The sequence below is a fragment of the Marinimicrobium sp. LS-A18 genome, from assembly GCF_000463525.1.
Lineage (GTDB): Bacteria > Pseudomonadota > Gammaproteobacteria > Pseudomonadales > Cellvibrionaceae > Marinimicrobium > Marinimicrobium koreense.
The window spans coordinates 201,022-225,001 of sequence record NZ_AWEP01000002.1 but is presented as its reverse complement, the minus strand read 5'-3'; the positions used below and the strand labels follow the sequence as shown (position 1 = coordinate 225,001).

Genomic DNA, 23,980 nt, shown 5'->3' with positions numbered 1-23,980 from the left:
AGGCTGGCCACAAAATCATCAAAATGATCAATAATTAGTCAAAATTATGACGTTCCCGGAATTGTCAACACTCAAACCCGAAAGAAGTGACAACTTTCAGACAAACCTGCCTACAAACAACGTGCAAATGAGGTTTTCGGTGAAAAAAACGCCATTGTTCCGTACATTCCTTCGCCCTATTACCCTTACTCTGAGCGGAGTCGCGCTGCTACTCGCCCTACCTACGGCTGCGGACCAAAGTGTATCGGACGAGCCCCCCGAGACCCCATTGAAATTTATTACCATTGACGTCGCCCCCTGGGCATCCAACAATCCCGAAACCGGGCAAAAGGAAGGCGCCTTCGTGGCGATTGTGGACGCTCTGTCCGAGCTCACCGGGTTGACCATCGAGACCACGCTGACGCCCTTCGCGCGTGTCGATCGGGAGTTGGAGGCTGGTACTCATGACTGCACCATCCTGGTTCCCCGGGACGAATCCATTGTGATTCATGGCGAGCTGGTGGCGGATCATGACGTGGGCATTCTGTCCCACAAAGACAACCCCATTGATGACTATGCCGACCTACAGGGCACCACCATTTCTCTGCTGCGTGGTTCCGCCATATCACCGGAGTTCGATCAGGACGAGGCCATCAACAAGGTGTACGACACCGACTATCTGATCGCGCTGCGCAAGCTGGATCGTCAGCGGGTCGCCGGCGTCGCCGGTGCCATCCCCACGCTCAAGTTCCTGGCCAACGAAAACGGGCTGGGGGATATGCTGGCGCCAGCCCTGAAACTGACCGACATTCCGCTGGTGTTCCAGTGCTCACGCCAATCCACCCAACTGGCGTTGATGCCCGCGCTGAATGCGGCTATTGAAACCCTGAAACAATCCGGCCGTCTGGAAGAAATCACCGATCTGTACCACTTTTAACGGATTATCACTCCATGCTTTTTCGGATTCCCGGCCTTGCCAGCCTGCGTGACCTGAAGCGTTCGGGCATCGGGCAGCGCCTGTTGGTGCAGATCATCCTGTTCAGCTCACTGATCACTCTGGTCGCTACCCTGATACAGCTCTACACCGACTATCACCGCGACGTGGGCACCATCAAGAACCGGCTGGATGATATCGAGGGCAGCTACCTCGGCAGCATCAGCGCCAGCCTCTGGAACCTGGACGTACAGCAGTTGCGTCTGCAACTTGAGGGAATCCATCAACTACCGGATATCCAGTCGGTATCCGTGCGGGAGAGTTCGGATAACGTCGCCGACCCCCTGGCTTTGAGCCGCGGCGAAGGGAACAGCAAAAACGTCATCACCCGGCACTATCCGGTGATCCATATTCTCGCCTCCGGCCCCCGCCAGATCGGCACGCTGACGGTAGAGGCCTCCCTGAGCGAAGTGTACGCCCGCCTGCAGCAGAAGGCCGTGGTCATTCTCTTGAGTCAGGGCGTGAAAACCTTTCTGGTCTCGCTGTTCATTCTTTATATTGTGGCCCGACTGATCACCTCGCACCTGGTGCACATTTCCGATCGGGTCAGTCGGTTTGAGATCAGCCAGCAACAGCCGCCTCTTGCGCTGAACCGGCACCCCCCACCGGAACCCGATGAGCTCGACCAGGTGGTTACCGCCTTCAACACGCTGAGTAAAAACCTGCGCCAGGCCTACGATCATATGCATGAGGTCAACAATGCCCTGGCCAAAGATATCGTCGCCCGCCGTCAGGCCGAGGAGGAGGTCAAACGCCTTAACTCGGTGCTGGAACAACGCGTGCGCCAGCGTACCGCCGAGCTCGAAGCGGCCAATGCCGAGCTGGCCAGCTTCTGTTACTCCGTCTCTCACGACCTGAGAGCGCCACTGCGGCGCATTGAGGGCTTTCGGCGCATTCTGAATGACCGCTACCACGAGCAGGTGGACGACCAGGGGCGGCACTACCTGGACCGCATTGCCGCCGGCACCCGGGAAATGTCCGAGATGATCGACAGCTTCCTGCGCCTGTCCCGGGCGACCCAGGGCGAACTGAAGGTCGAGATTGTCGACTTGTCCGCCAAAGTGCATCACCTGATCAATCAGTATCAAGAGCGCGAGCCAGAACGTGAGGTACACCCGCAAATTCAGGATGATGTACGCGCCCCGGTTGATAGTCATCTGTTCGATATGCTACTAAGTAACCTCATTGACAACGCCTGGAAATATTCCGGTCATCTCCCGGAGACGCACGTCGCGTTCGGTTTTCGAGAGGAGGACGGCGAGCGCATTTACTTTGTCAGTGACCGGGGCGATGGCTTCGACATGCAATACGCCGACCGTCTGTTCGCGCCCTTCAGCCGCCTGCACAAGGCGGAAGAATTTGAGGGAGTGGGTATCGGACTGGCCACGGTTCAGCGTATCATCACCCGACACGGTGGACGAATCTGGGCGGAGTCCCGCCCGGGTGAAGGAGCCACCTTTTATTTCACGTTGTGGGAAAGGAACACTGACCGTGAACAGGGACACCATACTATTAGTTGAGGATGACCCGGACGAGGCCGAGCTCGCGCTGTTCGGGTTTGGCGAGGTTGGCCGTCACTACGACATCCAACTGGTCCGAAACGGGGAAGAAGCCCTGGAATTTCTCTTCGCCACGGGCCGCCATGCGGACCGCGCCACCGAGCGGGCCCCCAGCCTGGTGATTCTGGACCTGGATCTGCCCCGGGTGAGCGGCTTTGAAGTGCTTCGACAGATCCGCTCGACCCCGGAATACCGCTACACACCGGTCGTCATACTGACCACTTCCGATGAGCAGTCAGACATCCTTCAGGGGTACCAGTTGGGCGTCAACAGTTACCTGTGTAAACCCGTGGATTTTGAAAGTTTTGCCGACCTGCTGCAGCAGGTCAGCGAGTACTGGTTGTCCAGCAACACCCAGCCGGGACGACGCCACAATCCCTGACTCACCCCCTGAGCCAACCTCTGTTCCGGCCAGCCCTGAGCCGGCCGGTATCGAGCGCGCCCTTTCCGCTTCGGATCAGGTGCGCTCCGCTTCCAGCGCCTGCCACTGCTTCTCCAGACGTTTGGCGGATACCGGTATGCGCGTTTTCAGTGTCTGGGCAAAGAGCGACACCCGGAACTCCTCCAGGCTCCATCGGTACCCCTGAAGCGCCTCATTCAACGCCAACGCCTGACCGTCGCGATCCGTCCAGAAAGGCTCCAGGCGCTCCCAGAAGGGCGCCAGCTCATCCACCATGCGGCGGTCCTTGTTCGGGTCCAGAGGCGCCTTTTCCAGCCGAATTTCCAGCGCCTGCATATACCGTGGGTACTGGCGCAGCCATTCCTCCGGGGTGCGATACAGCATGCCCGGGTAAAACAGGTGGGCCAGCTGGGTGCGGATATCCGACAGGGTAAACGCCAATGGCAGCTGGGTGCGGTGCTGCTTGAGCTGTTTTTTGATCTTCACCAGGGAGTGCAGACTGGTGGAAAGTACATCCGCCAGGGCCTGGGCCTGTATCACCAGCCCTTCGCGCACCACTCGCTTGCAGCGCTCATAGGCCGGTGCGGTTCGAGGCAAGTCATCCAGCGGTAACCACTGAGCCACCGCCGCCAGCAGCAGGTCATCGACCACCGCATCGCGCTTACCCATCTCCGCCACCGACAGAGCCAGCTCGTCTTTTTTCAGTAGCTCTTTGTGCAGGTACTTTCGGGTCTGGGAAAGTTCCAACAGAATCAGCCGCGCCAGCCCGCGCTGGGTCTGATAGGCGGCATCCGCCGCTTCATCCAATACCACAATGGCCACCGAATCGCGCTTGTCCACCAGTGCCGGGTAAGCCCGTAACTGGATGCCGCCGCGCTTGAGCTGCACCTCCTCCGGCAGTGTATCCCAGTCCCATTGGGTCAGCTGGTCGCGCTCGATGCCCACCGCCGCTGATTGAATCTTCTCCTGGGCCTGCTCCCGGTAGCGCTCGCGCAACACCGCCAGATCCCGACCTCGGGCGATACAGCGCCCCCGCTCGTCCAGCACCTGGATATTGACCCGGTAAAAATCGTCAATACGAGTGTCGTCCCAGGCCTCGGGCGGCACCTCGACCAGGGTCTGGCGCTTGAGCTGATGAGCCAGGGCGTCGGCCAGCGAAGTGTTGTCCGGCTGCATGCCGGCCAAGGCCCGGTCCACCACATCCGGTACCGGCACAAAGTGCTTGCGCCACTGCTTGGGCAACCCCTTGATCAGACTGATGCACTTGTCGCGCAGCAAGCCGGGCACCAACCACTCGAGGCGTTTTTCCGGAACCTGATGCAGCAGGCTGACCGGCACCTGCAGATTCACCCCGTCGTCCTCGTGACCGGGTTCAAACTGATATTTCAGCGGGAAGCTGACGCCGCGCCAGGTCAATGCGTCGGGGAACTGCGCCTCGGTCACCTCTCCGGCATCGCGCTGCATCAGTTGCTCGCGCTCGATAAACAGCAACCGTGGCTGGTCCTGCTCTACGGCTTTGCGCCACTGATCGAAGCTGGCGCGACTGACCACCGAATCGGGAATCCGCTCGTCATAAAACTGATACAGGGCCTCATCATCGGCCAGAATGTCCCGACGCCGACTTTTCGCCTCCAGCTCATCCAGTTCAGCCACCAGACGCTGGTTGTGAACAAAGAATTTTGCCGGCCCGCCCCGCTCCGATTTCTTCGCGTAACGGCCCTCCACCAACGCGGAGCGAATAAACACCTCGCGACAGGTGGCCGGTTCGAGTTCGGTGAAGTCGACGCGTTGCTTTTCGACCAACACCAGTCCGTACAGGGATACCTTTTCGTAGGCCTTCACTCGCCCGCTTTTCGGCTCGTAGTGGGGCTCGAAGTAATGACGCTTGACCAGGTGTCTGGCCGCGCTCAAGGCCCACTGCGGATCAATCTTGCCCACCGTGTGGGCGTACAGCCGGGAGGTTTCCAACAGCTCGGCCGCCACCAACCACTTGGGCGTTTTCTTGAACTGGGACGAGCCCGGGAAAATCATGAATTTGCGATTGCGCGCCCCCAGGTATTCGCGGTCCTCCACATTGAAGCCCAGATTGCCCAACAGACCGGTCAGCAGCGCGCGGTGCACCACCTCATAGTCCGCCGGCTCGCTGTTCTCCTTGAGTTTGAGGTCCCGCAGACTGACCTTTAATTGGTGGTGAATATCCCGCCATTCACGCCAGCGAACGTAGTTCAGAAACTCTTTCTTGCACTGTTTGCGCATCTGATTCTGGGACAGGTCCTGGCGCAACTGTTCGAAATAGTCCCACAGATTCACAAAGCCGAGAAAATCCGATTGCTCGTGCCAAAACCGACGATGGGACTGATCCGCCGCCTGCTGTTTGTCCGCCGGTCGCTCCCGTGGGTCCTGTACTGACAGGGCGCTGGTAATGATCAACAGCTCCCGCACGCAGCCCAGCTCACTGGCGGCCATCAGCATTCTGGACAACCGTGGATCCAGCGGTAGGCGGGTGAGCTGTTTACCGGTGGGGGTCAGGCGCCCCTTGCCATTGACCGCCTGCAGCTCTTCCAACAGCTTGAAACCATCGTTGATGAGACGCCGATCCGGCGGATCGATAAACGGAAACCGATGAATATCCCCCATGCGCAGTTGCAGCATCTGCAGGATCACCGCCGCGAGATTGGTGCGCAGAATTTCCGCATCGGTAAATTCGGGGCGCGCCAGGAAGTCCTCTTCGCTGTACAGGCGGATACAGATCCCCTCCGCTACCCGACCGCAGCGCCCCTTGCGCTGATTGGCGCTGGCCTGGGACACCGGCTCGACCGGCAGGCGCTGCACTTTGGTCCGGTAACTGTAGCGACTGAGTCGGGCAAAACCCGGATCGATCACATAGCGGATACCGGGTACGGTGATAGACGTTTCCGCCACGTTGGTGGCGAGCACCACCCGCCGCCCCTTGTGGGGCGCAAACACCTTTTGCTGTTCGGCCATACTCAAGCGGGCGTAGAACGGCAGCACCTCCAGGTGCTGAAAACCCGCCTGACGGATACTGCGCGCGGCCTCGCGAATTTCCCGCTCACCACTGAGAAACACCAGAATGTCACCACCGCGGGCGCCCTTGCCGACGCTGCGCTCGTGGGTTTCGATTTCGTGAATGGCGTCGAGTATCGGCTGGTAGCTGTCATCCCCCTCGCTCTCGCTGTCCAGCGGCGGCCGATACCAGACATCCACCGGATAGGTACGACCGGACACCTCAATGATGGGGGCATCGTCAAAGTGTTGGGAAAACCGCTCCAGATCAATCGTGGCGGAGGTGATGATGACCTTCAGGTCCGGGCGCTTGGGCAGCAGCTGTTTGAGAAACCCGAGCAGGAAGTCGATATTGAGACTGCGCTCGTGGGCTTCGTCGATAATCAGGGTGTCGTAGCGGGACAGGAAACGATCGTTCTGGATTTCCGCCAGCAGTATCCCGTCGGTCATGACCTTGACCAGGCTCTGCTCACTGGTCTGATCGGAAAACCGCACCTGGTAGCCTACCAGTTCGCCCAGGGGCGACTGAAGCTCCTCGGCAATACGCTGAGCGACGGTGTGCGCCGCCACCCGCCGGGGCTGGGTATGGCCAATCATGCCGCTGACACCCCGCCCCAGTTCCAGACAGATTTTGGGCAGCTGGGTGGTTTTCCCGGAGCCGGTTTCCCCGGCCAGCACCACCACCTGATTATCGCGAATCAGTTCGGCGATTTCGTCCCGCTTGTCGCTGATCGGCAGGTCCGGATAGACGATGGTCTGTGGCCGGTGTTGTTCGCGTTGCTCAAACCGCTGTTGGGAGCGTTGCCATTGTTGCAGCCATTTGCTCTGGTCTTTGTCGACCGGCTGGCCGGCTTTGATCCGCTCCTGGATGGCCTGCCAGCCTTTGGACAGACGAAACCGGTCCCGACTCAGTACGCGGCTGAGGTCGAGGCGTTGGGGAAATTGATCGAGGGTCGGTGTTTCGGATTCAGACATAGCCAGCTCGGATGATTAAGCACGGCATGATAGCAGAGAGGGGCCTTGTATCGCAGGGGGTGCCAGTAGAGAGGTGTCAGATGGCAGCTTCGCATCATATGCTGCGGGTGGTATATAGGGTAACGGCGGATGCGCTTCGCTTATCCGCCCTACGAATGGTGCGGAGGTCGGCGTAGGGCGGATAAGGGCACAGCCCGCATCCGCCGTTCCCAAACGCTCAAGGTTCACATTATTCGAGCAGACTACGCAACATCCAGGCGGTTTTTTCGTGGAGTTGGATGCGCTGGGTGAGGAGGTCGGCGGTGGCTTCGTCGCTGGCTGACTCGACCACCGGGAACAGCGAGCGGGCGGTGCGGACCACCGCTTCATGCCCTTCGACGGAACGTTTGATCATATCCGTCGCGCTCGGAACACCCGGCTCCTCTTTGATGCTGCTCAGCTCGGAAAACTCCTTATAGGTACCCGGCGCCGGGAAACCGATCGAGCGGATACGCTCCGCGATCACATCCACCGCCTCGGCCAGCTCGGTATAGTGCTCCTCGAACATGATGTGCAGCGTCTGGAACATCGGGCCGGTGACGTTCCAGTGGAAATTGTGGGTCTTCAGATACAGGGTATAACTGTCCGCCAGCAACCGCGACAAACCTTCCGCAATCTGTTCACGATCACTCTGTTTGATACCAATATCGATTTCCATGACCTTCTCCTCAATGGATGAATAGCGGCCCCGCCTGACGGGGCCCCGATTGAATTAGCTTGATTGAATATATGCGTGCAGAACAGCACCTTTTCAAGGCCGGGGCGTAAATACGCTTTTATCACATTGATAGCATCGCGCTATGCGACATTTCACCGGCCGTTCGGGTCATCGCTATTGTCATCAAACAGCTGATCGTCACCCAACGGGAAAAGCGGCTCTTCCTCATCCGCTGACGCCGGCTTGGGCGGCGTCGGTTGTGCCGGCGCGGGTTTGTTGGGTGAATCGCTGGGCGACTCCAGTTCCGACTCGAGTTGCTGCATGGGGGGAGGTGCGCCGGTGTCAGACGGCGTGGGTTCATCGTCGGTGTCATCCAACACCTGGGTTTTGCGCCCACCCATGATGGCGCGATAGCCAAAATAAGCGAGCACCAGAAGCAGGCCGTTGGCCAGCACCAGGCTGCCGGCCAGCAGCAGCGGGTGCGTAGGCTCCCGCGGCTCGGCGGTTGCGGTTTCCGGGCCGGCGGGTTCAGTCGCGACCACACTGGGTTCACCCAACGTCAAGGTCGAGGGCGGTGGCTCGCTGTCCTGTCCCTGTCGAGCGCGCTCGGCGGCGGCCACACTGTCATCCAGTTCTTCGCGCAGCGAACCGATCGCATCGCCCAGCGGATCCGGCTTCGGATCACCCTCTTCCGGGTAGGTAAAGTACTGGGTCGGCAGATGCTCTTCAAACGCTCGCCCGTCCACTGTCTGACCGCTGGCCTGCAATGAAATCCGGTAGTTGGCCCGCTCCTCTGGACTCAGCGTATGGCGCCAGATGCCGGGGCTTTCGGCCTTCAGGGTGATCACTTCACTGTGCCCGCCCGAGTGGCGGATGTGGGCCACCACATCGGTTTGCCCGGGGTTGATGGTGTCTTTGCCGTCTACCAGCAGATCCCAGTGCACACTTTCTCCCTCGAGCCGTTTGGTCAGGCTCACGTCAAACTGGGAGGCCACGGTCATTCGGTGCGTGAACAGTCGCTCAAAGCTTTTGCCATCGAGTGTCAGCCGCAGCTCATAATCTCCGGGGCGACGGGGTGCGGGCAACACCAGCTCATAACGCCCGTCTTCGGGAGGAGGTCCCTGCCAGGTTTTCAGGGCCAACTCACTCTCGACCGTACCGCTGAGCTCCAGCGTCAAGGTCAAAAGATCCAGCAGTGCCGGGTTGCTGACAATGCCCCTCTGGTCCTGCAGATAAAAGTTGACCGGAATCGGCTCGCCGACATTGATGTTGTTGACCAGGGGCTCTACCACCAGTTGCAGGTTGCTGATGATGGTCAGCCGGCTGTGCGGTTGCAATTGCGCGTTGATCTCCCAGCGACCGGGGGATGGATCGGTCACCGTGATCAGATCGTAGTCCGGGGTGCCGTACCAGTGCAGATCGGGGCGTTCGGAAGCGGCATGATAGCGAAGGCCGTCGGGTGAGGTAAGCTCGGTGGCGTCCTGATCGGGCGCCTTGCGCACCAGAGCGGTAAACTCCTGGATACTGTCATCGATCAGGAACAGGCCACCGGTAATTGGCAGACGCTCGGCGGGCACCGTCTGCTGAAAAATCTGCAGCAGGCTGTCCATCAGCTGTTCGGCATTGCGCGCTTTGCTGAACAGACCATCCGAACCACGAGCCATATCGCGCAACAGTGCCTCGTCGGTCTCATCCGAAAGGCCGATGGTATGAATCCGGTAACCCAGAGCGTGCAACTGGGGGACCAGTTCATTCACCACTCGCTGCTGCTCCCGGGCACTGATCTGAGGGTCCGGGCTGACGTCCACCACCCCGTCGGTCAACAGGATGATGTCGGTGCGCGGGGCGGTGCCCTCCGAACGCTCGGCGCGATCGTAGGCCGCACCTTCCAGCGCCGCCCCGATATGGGTATAGAGGGCAACCGAGTTGATCTCCCCGACCCGCTCCAGCGCTCGGGTTTTCCAGCGATCATCAACCTCCCGGTGAGGGATCAGGGCGTTGACCTCCTGCCCGAAGGTCCACACCCCCGCCCGAGCGCCCGGGGGTAACAGACGCACCAGCAGAGAGAGCGCCGGGCGGCGCAGATTGTCCGGGTCGGTGCGTTTCATGCTGCCGGAGATATCCACCACCAGGCGGATATCGGCCTGCTCGGTCTGCGGCTCCTGGGCGGACAGCGGTACCAGCAGCACCAACCCCAGGATCAACAGCGCCGTCCGGCCCCCGGCTTTCATGGTCAGACCAGCAGGTCCAGCGCGCGGCGGCCCTTTTCGGTCAGGTACCAGCGCACCCCTTTGCGGGTATTGAGTTTGCCCGCCAGTTGCCGGTTGACCAGCACGTTCAGCGACTTCTGGATGGTCGTCTCGTCCGCCCCGGCCTCGCGGCACAGCCCCGCCATGGAGCGATAGATATGCCGCCCCACGCCAAGCGTCTTGAGAACCTTACTGGCGGCAATGTCCAGCTCTTCGTTCGGATTCAGGGGGCCGGCGTTGTCATCGATTTCGGTATCCTGTTCGGTTTCGGTATCCAGCAGCGGCAACAACTCCTCCTGCATGACCCGCAGCTCGTGCTGCATGGCCTCGACCTGATTACGGGCCACCTGTGCCTCACGCAGAATGCGTTTTGGGGTACTGGTCAGTACTAGGCGGGAGCCAATCGCCACGATCAGACAGAAGCCCGTGTAGATGAGCAGCCGCGAGGGGTCCTCCTGGATCTGGGTGATCAGATCACTCTGAACAAAGAACAGAATCACCGGTACCAGGAACGCCGCGCCGATACCCAGCACGATGCAGCGGGGCAGAGCCGCCTCGTCATCGCGCTCCTGGGTCAGCTGATAGTAGTTGATCAGCCCGCCGAAGACGCCGGCAATGCTCATTACCGCCGCCAGAATGAAAATGTGATTTGCCATGAAGTTCTCCTATGCAAACGCCCCACCCTCAATACTCAAAGAAGGCAATCGGTGTGAGCGTTTAATTACTCTTAGTTATAGCAGGTTTGCCCCAGACGGCAATCTCAGTCCGCCTCGGGCTGGGCGGGTCGGGGGCGCACGAGCAACTGGAAGATCAGCGATATGACCAGTGCCACCAACCAGACGCCCAACATGATCAGTCCGGACCGCGAGGCGCTGTCCAGGGTATCGAACAGGCCGTCGAGCACCAGCACAAACAGTGCCGGCGCCAGGAACAGGGCGTCGTCGACCATTATTGGACCGGGTGTCAGCAACAGTGCCGCGGCCGACACCAGGAGCAGGTGCCGCCACTCGCGCCGAAATCCCCGGGTCACCCGCCAGGCGGTGACCAGAAGCGCCATGGCTCCTATCAAATACACGATCCAGGCCAGGGTATATCCCGTTGTCATAGGTTGTCGGCTCCTGTGTTCAGCTCTTGAGTATTCATCACTGTCGATAGCGGTCCGGGATCAGACCCAGAGCACCGCTCGCTCCTCCCAATCTTCTTCCGGCACCTCGGTTTCCGAGACAAAACGTCCGGCGGCGGACACCCCAGCCCGTCGCACCGACGCGGGGTCGCCGGAGATCAGCGGATGCCAGTCCGGCAGTGGGATACCCTCCGCCAGTAGCCGGTAAGCGCAGGTCGAGGGCAGCCAGTGGAAGTCGGAGACATCCTTCGGGCGCAGCACGGTGCAGTCGGGGACATTGCGCTGGCGGTTGGGGTAGTCGCTACAGCAGGCCGTGGCCGAATCTAGATAACGGCAGGCGACATCGGTGTAGAGAATCTCCCCGGTATCTTCGTCCTCGAGTTTGTGCAGGCAGCACTTACCGCAGCCATCACAGAGGGATTCCCACTCCTCGGCGGTCATCTCTCCAAGCGATTTGCGCTCCCAGAAAGCCTGCTGTGCCAAGCCTCAATGCCCCAGTTTGGAGTTGTGCAGGCGAACCTGAGCCGCCTCCGCATCCGCGTGGGGACTGGGCGGCATCTGCAGGTAATAACCGGGTTCTTCCAGGCAGGCCAGCACACGCTCGGCGGTGGTACGCGCCAATTTACGTTCCGGGGTCAGCGCCAGCACCATGGCCGATTGCGGTTTGCCGAACCGCCGGAGCAGGTCTTCCGGAACCCGCTCAAGCCCCTCTTCGCGTTTGACGTAGAGGTACATACCCTCTTCTTTCGGGCTGCGAAAGATCTCAACCAACTGTTTCATGAGGGCTCCTGTTGCGGCTCGACGTCCGCCCGGTGCGCTTCCGCCGTCTCGAGCAGACCTTGTCCCAGAAGCTCATGGCGCCAACCCTGCAGCCGCTCAGGCAGCTCGAAGGACCCGCCGTTGAGGCCGGAGCGGACAATGGCCTCGTATTCACGTTTGCGCACCAGCAGCTCCGGCGGTAAATCCTGGGCTTCCGCCAGTTCACGGACGTAGCGTTTGAGCGCTTTCATCAAGGGCGCCTCGGCCTTACCCAGAGGCGGGTCCAAACGTTCGGGCCAGGCCGATTCCGGTTCCTCCAGCGCCAGGCGAATCTCCGCCATCAGCGCCTCGCCCTCCTCTTTCTGGGTGTGGGCGGGCACCTCCTTGAGCGTGCGCAACTGGGCCTGGTCCGTGGGCTGACGGCGGGCCAATTCCCACAGGCCATTTTCCTTGATCAGTCGGTTGCGCGGCCGGTCCCGCTCCCGCGCCTCCCGCTCACGCCAGGCACTGAGCCGGCGCAGCACGGCGAGCTCCCGCGGGCGCAACTTCCAGGCCGACCCCACCTTTCGGTAATAGTCATTGAAGTCTGGCGTGCTCTTGGCGTTCGCCACCAGATCAGCGCTGTCCGCTCGCGCCCAATCCAGGCGCCCCTGCTCTCTCAGGCGCTGCAATAATTTGCCATAGATGACCAGCATGTGCGCTACATCGAGCGCCGCGTATTTTTTCTGGGGGACCGACAGGGGGCGCTGTAGCCAATCCGAACGAGTCTCTCCCTTGGGTATTTCAATGCCCAACAGTTGTTGAACCAGATTCGCGTAACCCAACGAAAAGCCGAAACCGGCAAACGCGGCGCCGATCTGGGTATCAAACAGTGGCTCGGGTACCACCCCCAACCAGCGTTGAAACACTTCCAGATCCTCTGAGCAGGCGTGCAGCACTTTGGTCACGGCCGGATTCTGAAACAGGTCGCGGAGCGGCTCCAGGTCTTCAATGGCCAGCGGATCGATCAGGTAACAGCCGCGGCCATCACCGATCTGCAACAGTCCGGCGATCGGGTAGAAGGTTTCCGAGCGCATGAACTCGGTGTCCACCGCAATGGCGCCCTGCTGGCTCCACCGCTCGCACAGCTCAGCCAGTTCGGCGTCCTGGTCAATCCAGATGGGCTCTGTGGGTATGGTCGTCATAAGGCCTTTCGACTGGAAAATGCGTGGGCTAGCGTGCCGCCGTCGACGAACTCTAGCTCGCCCCCCAGCGGCACCCCGTGGGCAATTCGGGATACGGTGACGCCAAGATCCTTGGCCCGCTCACTGATGTAGAAGGCGGTGGTCTCCCCCTCCATGGTCGGGTTGGTCGCGAGGATGACTTCGCTGACCTCACCGGTTTTCAGCTGGTTGACCAACTGATCGATGCCAATGTCTTCAGGCCCGATACCGTCGATCGGCGAGAGGCGGCCGAGGAGCACAAAGTACTTACCCTGGTAGCCACCGGCCTGCTCGATGGCCACCACATCCGCCGGTGTCTCCACCACGCACAGGACCGAGCCGTCCCGCCGCGGATTCTCACAGATACCGCAGACCGGTTGTTCGGTTAAAGTGCGGCAGCGCTGGCAGCGCCCTACGCCATCAATAGCCTGCTCCAGGCTGCGCGCCAGACGCGCCGCGCCGTCGCGATTGTGCTCCAGCAGATGCAACACCATGCGCTGGGCCGATTTGGGGCCGACTCCCGGCAAACAGCGCAGCGAGGAGATCAGCTCGTCAATCAGTGGACTGAATACCGATGCCATAGTCGCCTCTTAAAACGGCATTTTGAAGTCGGGCGGAATGCCCATGCCGGAGGTCATGTTGGCCATTTTTTCCTTACTGTTGGCTTCCACTTTACGTACCGCATCGTTCACCGCCGCGGCAATCAGGTCCTCAAGGACTTCTTTGTCTTCGCTCATCAGGCTGTCATCGATGTTGACGGTGCGCACGTCGTGGCGCCCGGTCATCACCACTGAGACCAGACCCGCGCCGGACTGCCCGGTGACTTCCGCCTGGGCCAACTCCTCCTGCATCTTCTGCATGTTGGCCTGCATTTCCTGGGCCTGCTTCATCAAATCGCCCAAACCTTTCATAATTCACCTCATCAATAGCGCCCCTATTCCAGGGGCTGTACCGTGTCTTCGCGCAGCGTTGCGCCAAAGTGTTCGACCAGTTGTTGCACGATGGGGTCCCTTTTCATGGCTTCAAGCGCTTCGACCCGACTCTCCTCCTTCAACCGCATGGCCTGCGCCGCCGGTGTCTCGGCCTCGACCGTGCCCGGCTGAATACGCACCCGCACCGGTTCGCCAAAGTAATCACTGAGCACATCCGCCAGTCGCTGTTGCTGACTCTCGTCGTAGATGGCGCTGTGACGTTCATCGAGCATAAAATTCAGCTCATTGCCCTGCCGCCCCACCAGCACACAGTTGGCGGCCGTGCTTTGCAACAGACCGGTGGCGCTCAACCCCAGGTAGACCTGGGCCCAGTTGTCCGGACGGGTCTCTTCCAGGGCCACCTTGGGCACCGCCGGTTTGGTCCGGGCCGCGTTGGCGGGCTCGAGAGCGGGGGCTGCAGCGCCGGTATTATTCGGCCGTGCCGCCGGCGGCGTCGGCGCTGATGCTTTATTCGGTACCTGATCCGCCGGTTGCGCCCGCGCGGTGGGTGCCGACTGATAAGGGCCATCGAACGGCGGCACCTCCTCCTCGGTCCAGGGCGGTGGCTCTTCGGCAGCCGCACTCGCCTCCGGGGCGGCCTGGCCCAATGCGTTGGGAGACTCGCTATGAACCGGCTCAGGCGTTTTCGGGGCCTCAGCCTCGACCGGCTCACGAGCGGCGCTGGCCGGCTCGGAGGCCGACGAGGAGACGCTGTCAGGGACCGACTTTGGGGCCTGGGCGGGTTCCTCCAACGCACCGGGCTGGTCAGCCGCTTCAGGGGTCGGGGGCGACGCTGGGGTCGGGGTTGGTTCCGACGCCCCCTGCGTCATGGTCTGTTCGGCGGGCTGAGCCTGCGTTGCCTCGGCCGTCTGAGCCGTCTGTGTCTCGGCCGCCTGAGCCGGCTTGGGAATCTGCTCGGCCAGGCGCTCACCCGGGCTGGCCGGTGTGTCGCTGGCGCCTTGCGGTAATGCTTTCTTGGGAATATCGGCCAATCCCTGCGGTTTGAACGCCAGCATCCGCAACAGCACCATTTCCAGCCCCGCGCGCGGATCCGGCGCCAGTGGCAGGTCTCGCCGGCCGAGCAAAGCGGTCTGGTAAAACAACTGGATGTCTTCTGGCGGCATCTGCTGGGCCAGCTCGAGCACCTTGTCCCGGTCACCGTGGCTGTTATCCGCCGCTTCCGGCAGCGCCTGGGCGATCGCAATCCGGTGCAGCAGCGCCAGCAGCTCGGCCAGCGCGGCCGCATAATCGGGCGCCTGCTCGGACATCTGCTCTACCGCGGCGAGGAGCGCCCGGCCATCCTGCACCGCCAGTGCGGCCAGCATGTCGTAAATGGCCCGCTGGTCAATCGTGCCCAGCATGGCCCGCACTTCGGCCTCGGTGATTTTCCCGGAGCCGTAGGCAATGGCCTGGTCGGTCAGGCTCATGGCATCGCGCATACTGCCGTCGGCGGATCGTCCCAACAGCCACAGCGCACTGGCCTCGAACGGCACCAGCTCTTTTTCCAGAATTTCCTGCAGGTGCTGGACAATCCGCTCCGGGTTCATGTTTTTCAGGTTGAACTGCAGGCAGCGGGACAGAATGGTCACCGGCAGTTTCTGCGGATCGGTGGTGGCCAGCAGGAATTTGACGTGCGGCGGTGGCTCTTCCAGAGTCTTGAGCAAGGCATTGAAGCTGTGCCCGGAGAGCATGTGCACTTCGTCGATCAGGTAGACCTTATAGCGGCCCCGGGTGGGCGCGTACTGGACGTTTTCCAGCAGCTCACGGGTGTCTTCCACTTTGGTGCGCGAGGCCGCATCCACCTCAATCAGATCGACAAAGCGGTTTTCGGCAATTTCCGTACAGGCGGAGCACTGACCACAGGGCTCGGAGCTGACGCCGCTCTCACAGTTGAGGCATTTGGCGAGAATCCGGGCAATGGTGGTTTTACCCACACCGCGAGTACCGGTAAAGAGATAGGCGTGATGAAGCCGGTTGTGGTCGAGGGCGTTGATCAGCGCCTGGAGCACATGCTCCTGCCCCACGGTTTCCCGAAAGGTGCGGGGGCGGTATTTGCGGGCCAGGACTTGGTAGCTCATGCCTTCCTCAGTGGATCAGAATATCAAAACCAGGGCGGGAGTATACCGGAAGATGCCCGGTGATATATACGGCGGGTGCAGGTCTACACCGCTGTGCTCGGCCCCTACGGGAACGACAGAATTATACAAACAAGGGGGGAGATGGGTGGTGACCTGACCAGCCACACCCCGGCACATGACTGACTGCTACCGTTGCTCCCTTCCGGGCCTGGCGGGGTTCACAGCTGATCATTGCGAGGGGACCGGAAAGGCCACCATAGTCGCTCGACGCCGGGGGAATCCCCCTGAAACAGCCGGTGGCTGTGGTCGAGTGGGGCGCATTATGCGCAGTTTGCCCCCCTATTGCAACCTCAATTGAGCAGCATCGGCGCACCGGGCCCCAGGGGCAAACCGAGCCAGAACCACACCAGCATCAGTCCACTCCAACCCAGCAGGAACACCAGGCTGTAGGGCAACATCATCGCCATCAGTGTGCCGATACCCAGGTCCGGCTTATAGCGCTGAGCGAACGCCACCACCACGCCGAAATAAGGCATCAGCGGGGTAATGATGTTGGTGCTGCTGTCACCAATCCGGAAGGCCATCTGGGTCGCCTCCGGGCTGATCCCCAACAAAAACAGCATGGGAACAAAGACCGGCGCCAACAGCCCCCACTTGGCGGACGCACTGCCGACAAACAGATTGATAAACGCCGCCATAAGTACAAACACCAACAGCAAAACACTGTTCGGGACCGCCAGACCTTGCAGTCCCTCGGCACCGCTGACGGCAAGCAAGGTGCCCAACTGACTCCAGGAGAAATAATTCACAAACTGAGCGGCAAAGAACATCAGCACCAGATAACCGGCCATGGTCGCCATGGTTCCCTCCATGGCCTCCACCAACGCCTGGCTGCTGCCATACCGGCCGCTGACGCGCCCGAACAGCCAGCCGGCCACACCGGCATAGAATGCAATCAACACCACGATGCCTTGCATTGCCGCTGAACCGAGAAACCCCGGATTATTCGGGTCACGCAGCGGCGCCCCCTCCGGAACCGCCGCCACAAGAACAACCAGAACAAACAGAAGCGTCCACACCGCCACCAGCCAGAGGCCTCGACGCTCTGCAATTGACAGGGTGTGCTCCTCATCGGGAGCCGTTTCCGCGAGCCGCTCTGGGCCCTCGCTCCTGGCCAGGTAGGGCATCACCCATCGCTCAGTCACCCAGGCTCCAAGCACACTCAACACCAGGGTGGACACGGCGGCAAAGTAATAGTTGGCCTCAATACCCACTGTGTATTCGGGGGCGACGATGGCGACCGCCTCGGTACTCATTCCGCTGAGAATGACGTCCACCGGACCAATCAGCAGGTTGGCACTGTACCCGGCGGACACCCCCGCAAATGCCGCTGCGATACCCGCCAAGGGCGGTCGCCCCGCGGCGGCAAACATCAGGCCCGCCAGAGGAATCAGGACCACGTAGCCCGCATCCATGGCCAGGTTGGACAGAATGCCGGCAAAGACCACCATCCAGCTCAACAGCCCCTGCGGAGTGGACCGCACCAGGCGCTCCAGCAACACCCGCAACAGCCCGGAGTGCTCGGCCACCCCCAAACCCAGCATGGCCACCAGGACCGTGCCCACCGGCGCAAAGGAAACAAAGTTCTCAACCGTGTGAGTCAGCGCCCAGCGAATCCCCTCGGCACTCAACAGGCTGCGCACCGCAATACGCTCATCCTGCCCCGGCAGGCGGGTGGATACATCAAAGGCGGCCACGACCGCGGATACCAGTACCAATAACAGAGTGAGCCACAGGAACAGCATCGCAGGTGCCGGCAATCGATTGCCCCAGCGGGCGATGGCCGCCAAGGGGCCAGATGTGGCTTGAGAAGCGGGCTCAGTGACGCTCATAAACAATTCCGGTTGCGTTAAAGAATGGTAAGCGGCACTTGCAATCACACCGCACCAGCGTTGTAATGCATGTTTTACGGCCTGTCCAGCGCACAGGCCGGTTCGATTTCTCATGTCACCATCCAGCAGGAGCACAGCATGGCAACTGTTACATTGAAAGGTAACCCGTTTAAAACCAGTGGTGAACTGCCCGCGAAAGGCAGTGCGGCGCCTGACTTCACTCTGGTCAAGACTGACCTGTCAGAAGTCAATCTGAGTGACTTTAAAGGCAAGCGAGTGGTGCTCAACATCTTCCCCAGCGTCGATACACCCACCTGCGCGCAATCGGTCCGCTCGTTCAATGAAAAGGCCAGTGCCCTGAACAATACCGTGGTTCTCTGTGTCTCTGAAGATCTGCCCTTTGCCATGGCTCGCTTTTGCGGCGCTGAGGGACTGGACCAGGTGATTCCCGCCTCCGCCTTCCGCTCCGACTTTGCCGAGAGCTATGGCGTTCGCATGGTCGAGGGCCCGCTGACCGGACTGGATGCCCGCGCGGTGGTCGTGGTCGATCAGGACGGTAAGGTCAGCTACACCCAGTTGGTCAGCGAAGTGGCGGACGAGCCGGATTACGACGCCGCGATTCAGGCTCTTGGCTGATCGGCGAGCTCCGGGGCCCAGGCAACACGCTAAGGCCCTGCCCCAACAAAAAAGCCAGCGCTCATTGAGTGCTGGCTTTTTTGTACGCTGCCGTTAACCCCGCTTCAGGCGACCTGACGCCCGCCCGGCGCGGCATCCTCGGGCGTCAACCACTCCCGCACTCGCTGCGCGCCCTGCATCAGGCCGCGACTGTTACTCGCCGATGCCGGGTATTGACTCACCCCCCACCCCCATCGACCGATCGAGGCGTTACTCAAGAACGCAGTGTTGAGGGTCACCAGCTTCCGCTTGACCTCTTCCCCCGACAAGGGCTGATGCAAAACCATAAAGCTGTCACTACTGTAGCGCACCACCTGCTCGGCGCGACTGAAACTGCGTTTGAGCTGCTGAGCCACTTCCAGCACCTGCGCGTCATCCGGATTCTGCAGCTCAACATAAAACAGCAGGAAAGGTTCGGGCTGGGCGCCCCGCGCGGTGACGGTCAGCCGCTCCAGAAGCTGACGCTCCAGGTGACTGCGATTGGGAAGCCCCGTGGCGGCATCGTAGAAGGCCGCCTGCCGGGCCTGATCCTGAGCCCGTTCCTGCGCTTGCCGCGCCCGGTCCCGCGCCCGAAGATCACTGTAAGCAACATAGATCGCCAACAGCAGCAAGCCACTCACGACGATCGCCGTGGGCACCCCCATCCAGTTCCCCTGCAGGTGGTTACCCTGGTCCATGGCGCCGTCCATCGGGTAGATGGCCGCGACCATCCCCGAGTAATGCATGCCACAAATGGCCGCCCCCATCACCAGGGCCGCCAGGGCTTTGACCCACACCGCATACTGGACCGGCACGTCGCGGATTTTGCGACAGATCATCAGCGCTGCCCCGGATGCTCCCACCGCAATCGCGGCGGAGATCGATACCCAGACGGGATCGTATTGAATCGCCGGCTGCATCTGCATGGCATACATGCCCAGATAGTGCATGGAAAAGATACCCGCCCCCATAATCAGTGACGCGGCCGCGATGGCCGCCGCGCTGACCCGGGGCAAGGTGATCACGTGCAGTGCCAGCCCCGACGCCACCAGCGCCGGAAGCCAGGACAAGACCGTCAACCCGGCGTTGAACGACATGGTCATTTCCATGGGCATCTCAAAGGCACTCATGCCTACAAAGTGCATGGACCATATCCCCGTGCCCAGACAGAGTGCGCCAGCGAGCAACCAGTTACGCCGCTGAGCCCCGTCGAAATGAAATACCCGGGTACCGAAATAGATGGCCGTGTAGGACGCGATCACCGCCACGCAGTAGGACGCGATTACCAGAATCGCATTGTAGGAGCCTGTCATAGGGAAAGTCCGCTGTTGGTGCCTCAGTCATTATTGACGTTCCGTGTTGTTACGCGCCACAGCGGGACTTGGATCAGGACGACACCCGACGCACCCCGGTCAAATGCTTGAGACAGTGCTCGCGAGCCAAGCGGAGGAAATCCTGCATGAACGGCGCATCCAACTGAGCTTCGCGCACTGCGGCATACAGAATGGGCCAGACACCTCGGGGGCCGGCGGAGCGGACCGTGATCAGTGCCTGATCGACATATTCAGCCAGAACCCAGTTCGGCAGTGCCGAAACACCCCGTCCACTGGCTACCAACTGCACCATCATCAATGTCAGCTCGGCGGTACGCACCGACGCGGGCTCAACCCCGGCGGGCTCCAGGAACTGTTTGAACACGTCCAGACGGCTGCGCTCAACCGGGTAGGTGATCAGCGTCTGCTCCAGCAGGTCCTCGGGTTCGATCCAGGGACGCTCCGCCAGCGGGTGCTCCCGCCCCAGGGCGAACTGCATTTCGTAGGCGAACAGCGGGACATACTCCACCCCACGAATCAGTTGCGGATCCGCGGTCACCACCAGGTCAATATCCCCCTGAACCAGGGCCGGCAGCGGCTCAAACGTAAAGCCACCGGAGAAATCCAGCTCCACGGCCGGCCAATGATTCCGGTACCGCTCAATGGTGGGCATCAACCAGTTGAAACAACTGTGACACTCAATGGCCATATTGAGCCGACCGGCCTCGCCGTGCAGCAGCTTGTGCACCTCCCGTTCGGCGTCCTCCAGCCGGCCCAGCACATCGTCCGCCAGCGCCAGCAAGCGCTTACCCGCCGGGGTAAAGCGCACCGGCCGACTCTTGCGCACGAACAGCTCACCGCCAAGACGGCTCTCCAGGTCCTTCAACTGGTGCGACAGCGCGGACTGGGTCAGGTGGACCCGTTCGGCCGCATCCACCAGGGAGCCGGTTTCTCGCAGAGCCACCAGGGTTTTCAGATGACGTATTTCCAACATCGATTGGGTTTCACTCCTCGACAATCGGCCCGGAGAACACTGCCAGCGGACCAACATTAATAAAATTCATAGTAAACCTGAAAACACTCCGTTTGATTCATAGTAGCACTTTACCGAGAATGCGCCCACTACATCGAGACTGACTCGTAACCCCTTTTTGTCGACCATCACTTTATCCCGAGGACCTTATGCACCCGATACTCACCCACAATCTGGGCTTCCCCCGCATCGGCGCCGACCGAGAACTCAAACGGGCTTTGGAGGCCTACTGGCGCGGCGACCTCTCCAAGGAGGCTCTGGAAGACACTGGGCGGACACTGCGCCGCCGACACTGGCAGCAACAGGCGGATGCCGGCCTGAGCTGGATTCCCACCGGTGACTTTGCCTGGTACGACCAGGTCCTGACCCTGTCCGCCACCCTCGGTAATGTTCCCGTGCGCCACCGGGCGGAAGCCCGAAACACCGGCGCTGAACCGGGCTCCCACTCCGAATGTGGCTGCAGCGAGCCGATTGACGCCCCGGAGGCGCCCGAAGGGCCCTGCCGACAGGTGGACCTGGACACGCTGTTTCGGATGGCGCGGGGGCGAGCACCGACCGGCGCGGCCAGTAGCGCCTGTGAAATGACCAAGTGGTTCGACACCAACTATCACTACCTTGTACCGGAATTTCACCCCGACCAGACCTTTGAGTTGAGCTATCGGCAGATCATCGATGAGACCCGGGAGGCCATCGCCCTCGGGCACCAGGTCAAGCCGGTGATTCTCGGTCCGCTCAGCTATCTGTGGCTGGGCAAAGAAAAAGCGGACAATTTTGATCGGCTGAGCCTGCTTGAGGCGCTGCTGCCGGCCTATCAGCAATTGCTGGATGCTCTGGCCGATGCCGGCGCCAAGTGGGTGCAGATTGATGAGCCGATTCTGGTGCTGGACTTGCCCGCTGCCTGGCAACAGGCCTTCGAGCCGACTTACCATCGCCTGCAGAACCGAGCGGTCAAACTGCTACTGGCCACCTATTTCGGCGCCCTCGGCGAGAACCTGTCCACTGCGGTGCAGTTGCCGGTCGCCGGCCTTCACATCGACGCGGTGCGCGCACCGGAGCAGCTATTGAACGTCGTCGACCGCCTGCCGGTACACAAGGTGCTGTCGGTGGGGATAATCGACGGGCGAAATATCTGGCGTACCGACCTGAGAGCGGCACGGGAAACGCTCGCCGAACTCACTGAGCGGCTGGGAGAGCGACTCTGGCTGGCCCCTTCCTGCTCACTACTGCACGTGCCGGTGGATCTGAAACGGGAACAGGCCCTGGAGCCAGAGCTGAAAAGCTGGTTGGCCTTCGCGCTGCAGAAGGTCGACGAAGTGGTGACTCTGGCACAGTTACTGGCGCCCGAGCCGGCTCCATCCGCACTGGCTGCACTTGAGGCCAGCGATCAGTCGGTGCGCTCCCGGCGTGAATCCCGCCGCGTCCACAACCCGGCGGTGCAGGAGCGCCTGAGCGCCATTTCTCCCACCGACAGTCAGCGCCAGAGCCGGTTTGCGCAGCGGTCGGCCAAACAACAGGCACTCCTGCAATTGCCGGAATTTCCGACCACGACCATTGGCTCTTTTCCCCAGACCGATGATATCCGTCAGGCACGCCGAGCCTACAAGCAGGGACAACTGTCCGAAGTGGAGTATCGCAATCGTATGCGCCAGGCCATTGCCGATGCCATTGTTCGCCAGGAGCAATTGGGGCTGGATGTACTGGTGCACGGCGAAGCCGAGCGCAATGACATGGTGGAATATTTCGGTGAGCAGCTCGACGGCTACGCTTTCACCCAGTTTGGCTGGGTACAGAGTTATGGCTCCCGCTGTGTGAAGCCGCCCATCATTTACGGTGATGTGGCCCGCCCCCGGGCCATGACCACCCAGTGGGCCCGCTACGCCCAGTCCCTGAGCCGCAGACCGGTCAAGGGGATGCTGACCGGCCCGATTACCATGCTGTTCTGGTCCTTTGTGCGCAACGACCAACCCCGCTCTGTGACAGCACGACAGATCGCCCTGGCACTCAGGGACGAAGTCAAAGATCTGGAGACCTCCGGCATTCAGATCATCCAGATTGACGAGCCTGCCCTGCGCGAAGGTCTGCCGTTGAAGCGGAAAGATTGGGGTGAGTACCTTGACTGGGCGGTAGAGGCGTTTCGTCTGAGCGCCAGTGGCGTGAACGATGAAACCCAGATTCATACCCATATGTGTTATTCAGAGTTCAACGACATCATCGATGCCATTGCGGCATTGGACGCGGATGTGATCACCATTGAGACGTCACGCTCCCAGGGTGAGCTGCTCGATGCCTTCGAGCAGTTTTCCTACCCGAATGACATTGGCCCGGGCGTATACGACATTCATTCACCCAATGTGCCCCCGGTCGAGGCCATGGTGACCCTGATGGAGCAGGCGGCTCAACGGCTACCGAAGGAACGTCTCTGGGTCAATCCGGACTGCGGCCTGAAAACCCGGGGCTGGGCGGAAACCGAGGCCGCCCTGGCCAACATGGTCAGCGCCGCCCGACGCCTGCGCGAACGTTCGAGCGACGCTGCCTAAATCGGGCCCTCAGGCTTGGCGGCGCCGGGGAGCACGGGCCTGCCCGCTGCCCTCGTGCCGCCGCCCTTCCAGCAGCGACTGAAGCGCCGACCGGGAGCCATTGCTGGCCACCGGTTCGGCGCGCAGCGCCATGGGGGAGCGCCCGACCCACTCGGCACGCCAACGCCAGAACTCCGGATGTTCCGGGTCGCCGCGCAACTCGATGATGCTCAACCGGTCGGGAACCAGCGGGAGCTGCTCCATCAACTGCATCAGAAACGGTTCGGCATTCTTGCCAAAAAAACTGGAGGCCTGTTGGCGGGGCGCACTCACGAACAGGGTATCGCGGTGTTCCCCGGGCAAAAACTTCACACCCAATACAACGGGCTGCCCAAGACGGTTGGTCAGGGACAGGGGTTCAACAGCGGGATGGGGCATAACGGCTCACGTCCAGGAGGCATCCGCCTCGACTATCCACAAAGCGGCGCAGTGTACGGATCCACAGGGGAACTACAAGTGATAATTGCGTGACATTTGATCTGGCCCCAGGAGTAACCGGTTG

The 23,980-nt window shown here is 61.1% G+C and carries 20 protein-coding genes and 1 other RNA gene; 5 read left to right on the top strand and 16 right to left on the bottom strand.

Going from position 1 to position 23,980, the window contains the following annotated elements; translation table 11 throughout:
- The first annotated feature begins 268 nt into the window (after positions 1-268).
- From N645_RS0101060 to N645_RS0101050, 3 genes are read left to right on the top strand one after another with little or no spacing between them, the layout of a single operon-like run.
- Positions 269-916: an ABC transporter substrate-binding protein gene (locus N645_RS0101060; RefSeq protein WP_024459659.1), complete on the top strand. Its 648-nt coding sequence runs from the start codon at positions 269-271 to the stop codon at positions 914-916.
- A 14-nt stretch (positions 917-930) separates the two neighbouring features.
- Entirely contained in the window at positions 931-2,493 is a 1,563-nt protein-coding gene (locus tag N645_RS18230; RefSeq protein WP_024459658.1) for an ATP-binding protein, read from the top strand.
- On the top strand, positions 2,465-2,914 hold the full coding sequence (locus tag N645_RS0101050; protein WP_051174207.1) for a response regulator: 450 nt from the start codon (positions 2,465-2,467) through the stop codon (positions 2,912-2,914). Before N645_RS18230 ends, N645_RS0101050 begins: the two co-directional genes overlap by 29 nt.
- Positions 2,915-2,989: 75 nt before the next feature.
- Here N645_RS0101050 and hrpA read toward each other — a convergent pair whose 3' ends face one another.
- The 13 genes from hrpA to N645_RS0100990 form a co-directional block, all read right to left on the bottom strand.
- Positions 2,990-6,931 (bottom strand): ATP-dependent RNA helicase HrpA, encoded by a 3,942-nt coding sequence (gene hrpA / locus N645_RS0101045; protein ID WP_024459656.1) that lies wholly within the window; start codon positions 6,929-6,931, stop codon positions 2,990-2,992.
- A gap of 229 nt (positions 6,932-7,160) precedes the next feature.
- Positions 7,161-7,628, bottom strand: a complete 468-nt coding sequence (locus N645_RS0101040) for a Dps family protein (RefSeq protein WP_024459655.1) — start codon at positions 7,626-7,628, stop codon at positions 7,161-7,163.
- A gap of 152 nt (positions 7,629-7,780) precedes the next feature.
- The gene (locus N645_RS0101035; RefSeq protein WP_024459654.1) at positions 7,781-9,859 is read right to left on the bottom strand and encodes a vWA domain-containing protein; all 2,079 of its coding nucleotides are present in this window, start codon (positions 9,857-9,859) and stop codon (positions 7,781-7,783) included.
- Positions 9,860-9,861: 2 nt separating this feature from the next.
- A complete protein-coding gene (locus N645_RS0101030) occupies positions 9,862-10,533 on the bottom strand; it encodes a YEATS-associated helix-containing protein (RefSeq protein ID WP_024459653.1) in 672 nt (223 codons plus the stop codon).
- 104 nt (positions 10,534-10,637) lie between these two features.
- The gene (locus N645_RS0101025) at positions 10,638-10,982 is read right to left on the bottom strand and encodes a hypothetical protein (RefSeq protein ID WP_024459652.1); all 345 of its coding nucleotides are present in this window, start codon (positions 10,980-10,982) and stop codon (positions 10,638-10,640) included.
- A 60-nt stretch (positions 10,983-11,042) separates the two neighbouring features.
- Positions 11,043-11,483 carry a YcgN family cysteine cluster protein gene (locus tag N645_RS0101020; RefSeq protein WP_024459651.1) on the bottom strand — a complete coding sequence of 147 codons (441 nt, stop codon included), beginning with the start codon at positions 11,481-11,483 and terminating at the stop codon, positions 11,043-11,045.
- 3 nt (positions 11,484-11,486) lie between these two features.
- Positions 11,487-11,780, bottom strand: coding sequence for a YcgL domain-containing protein (locus tag N645_RS0101015; RefSeq protein WP_024459650.1), 294 nt, complete (start codon positions 11,778-11,780; stop codon positions 11,487-11,489).
- Entirely contained in the window at positions 11,777-12,943 is a 1,167-nt protein-coding gene (rnd, locus tag N645_RS0101010; protein ID WP_051174203.1) for a ribonuclease D, read from the bottom strand. The genes N645_RS0101015 and rnd overlap by 4 nt, the downstream gene beginning before the upstream one ends.
- Positions 12,940-13,542, bottom strand: a complete 603-nt coding sequence (gene recR, locus N645_RS0101005; protein WP_024459648.1) for a recombination mediator RecR — start codon at positions 13,540-13,542, stop codon at positions 12,940-12,942. The genes rnd and recR overlap by 4 nt, the downstream gene beginning before the upstream one ends.
- 9 nt (positions 13,543-13,551) lie before the next feature.
- Positions 13,552-13,872 carry a YbaB/EbfC family nucleoid-associated protein gene (locus N645_RS0101000; RefSeq protein ID WP_123636941.1) on the bottom strand — a complete coding sequence of 107 codons (321 nt, stop codon included), beginning with the start codon at positions 13,870-13,872 and terminating at the stop codon, positions 13,552-13,554.
- A gap of 23 nt (positions 13,873-13,895) precedes the next feature.
- The gene (dnaX, locus tag N645_RS0100995) at positions 13,896-16,010 is read right to left on the bottom strand and encodes a DNA polymerase III subunit gamma/tau (RefSeq protein ID WP_024459646.1); all 2,115 of its coding nucleotides are present in this window, start codon (positions 16,008-16,010) and stop codon (positions 13,896-13,898) included.
- Between the two features lie 152 nt (positions 16,011-16,162).
- Positions 16,163-16,258, bottom strand: an RNA gene (ffs, locus tag N645_RS17660) — signal recognition particle sRNA small type.
- A 102-nt stretch (positions 16,259-16,360) separates the two neighbouring features.
- Entirely contained in the window at positions 16,361-17,902 is a 1,542-nt protein-coding gene (locus tag N645_RS0100990) for an AbgT family transporter (protein WP_024459645.1), read from the bottom strand.
- A 138-nt stretch (positions 17,903-18,040) separates the two neighbouring features.
- On the opposite strand from N645_RS0100990, the gene tpx reads away from it, so the two are divergent.
- Entirely contained in the window at positions 18,041-18,538 is a 498-nt protein-coding gene (gene tpx, locus N645_RS0100985; RefSeq protein ID WP_024459644.1) for a thiol peroxidase, read from the top strand.
- 104 nt (positions 18,539-18,642) lie between these two features.
- On the opposite strand, the gene N645_RS16430 is transcribed toward tpx, so the two are convergent.
- Both N645_RS16430 and N645_RS0100975 read right to left on the bottom strand, forming a co-directional pair.
- The gene (locus N645_RS16430; protein ID WP_024459643.1) at positions 18,643-19,869 is read right to left on the bottom strand and encodes an MHYT domain-containing protein; all 1,227 of its coding nucleotides are present in this window, start codon (positions 19,867-19,869) and stop codon (positions 18,643-18,645) included.
- Between the two features lie 73 nt (positions 19,870-19,942).
- Positions 19,943-20,863, bottom strand: coding sequence for a LysR family transcriptional regulator (locus N645_RS0100975; RefSeq protein WP_024459642.1), 921 nt, complete (start codon positions 20,861-20,863; stop codon positions 19,943-19,945).
- Between the two features lie 188 nt (positions 20,864-21,051).
- On the opposite strand from N645_RS0100975, the gene metE reads away from it, so the two are divergent.
- Positions 21,052-23,439 carry a 5-methyltetrahydropteroyltriglutamate--homocysteine S-methyltransferase gene (gene metE / locus N645_RS0100970; RefSeq protein WP_036159700.1) on the top strand — a complete coding sequence of 796 codons (2,388 nt, stop codon included), beginning with the start codon at positions 21,052-21,054 and terminating at the stop codon, positions 23,437-23,439.
- Positions 23,440-23,448: 9 nt separating this feature from the next.
- Here metE and N645_RS0100965 read toward each other — a convergent pair whose 3' ends face one another.
- Positions 23,449-23,856, bottom strand: coding sequence for a hypothetical protein (locus tag N645_RS0100965; protein ID WP_024459640.1), 408 nt, complete (start codon positions 23,854-23,856; stop codon positions 23,449-23,451).
- Positions 23,857-23,980 lie beyond the last annotated feature (124 nt).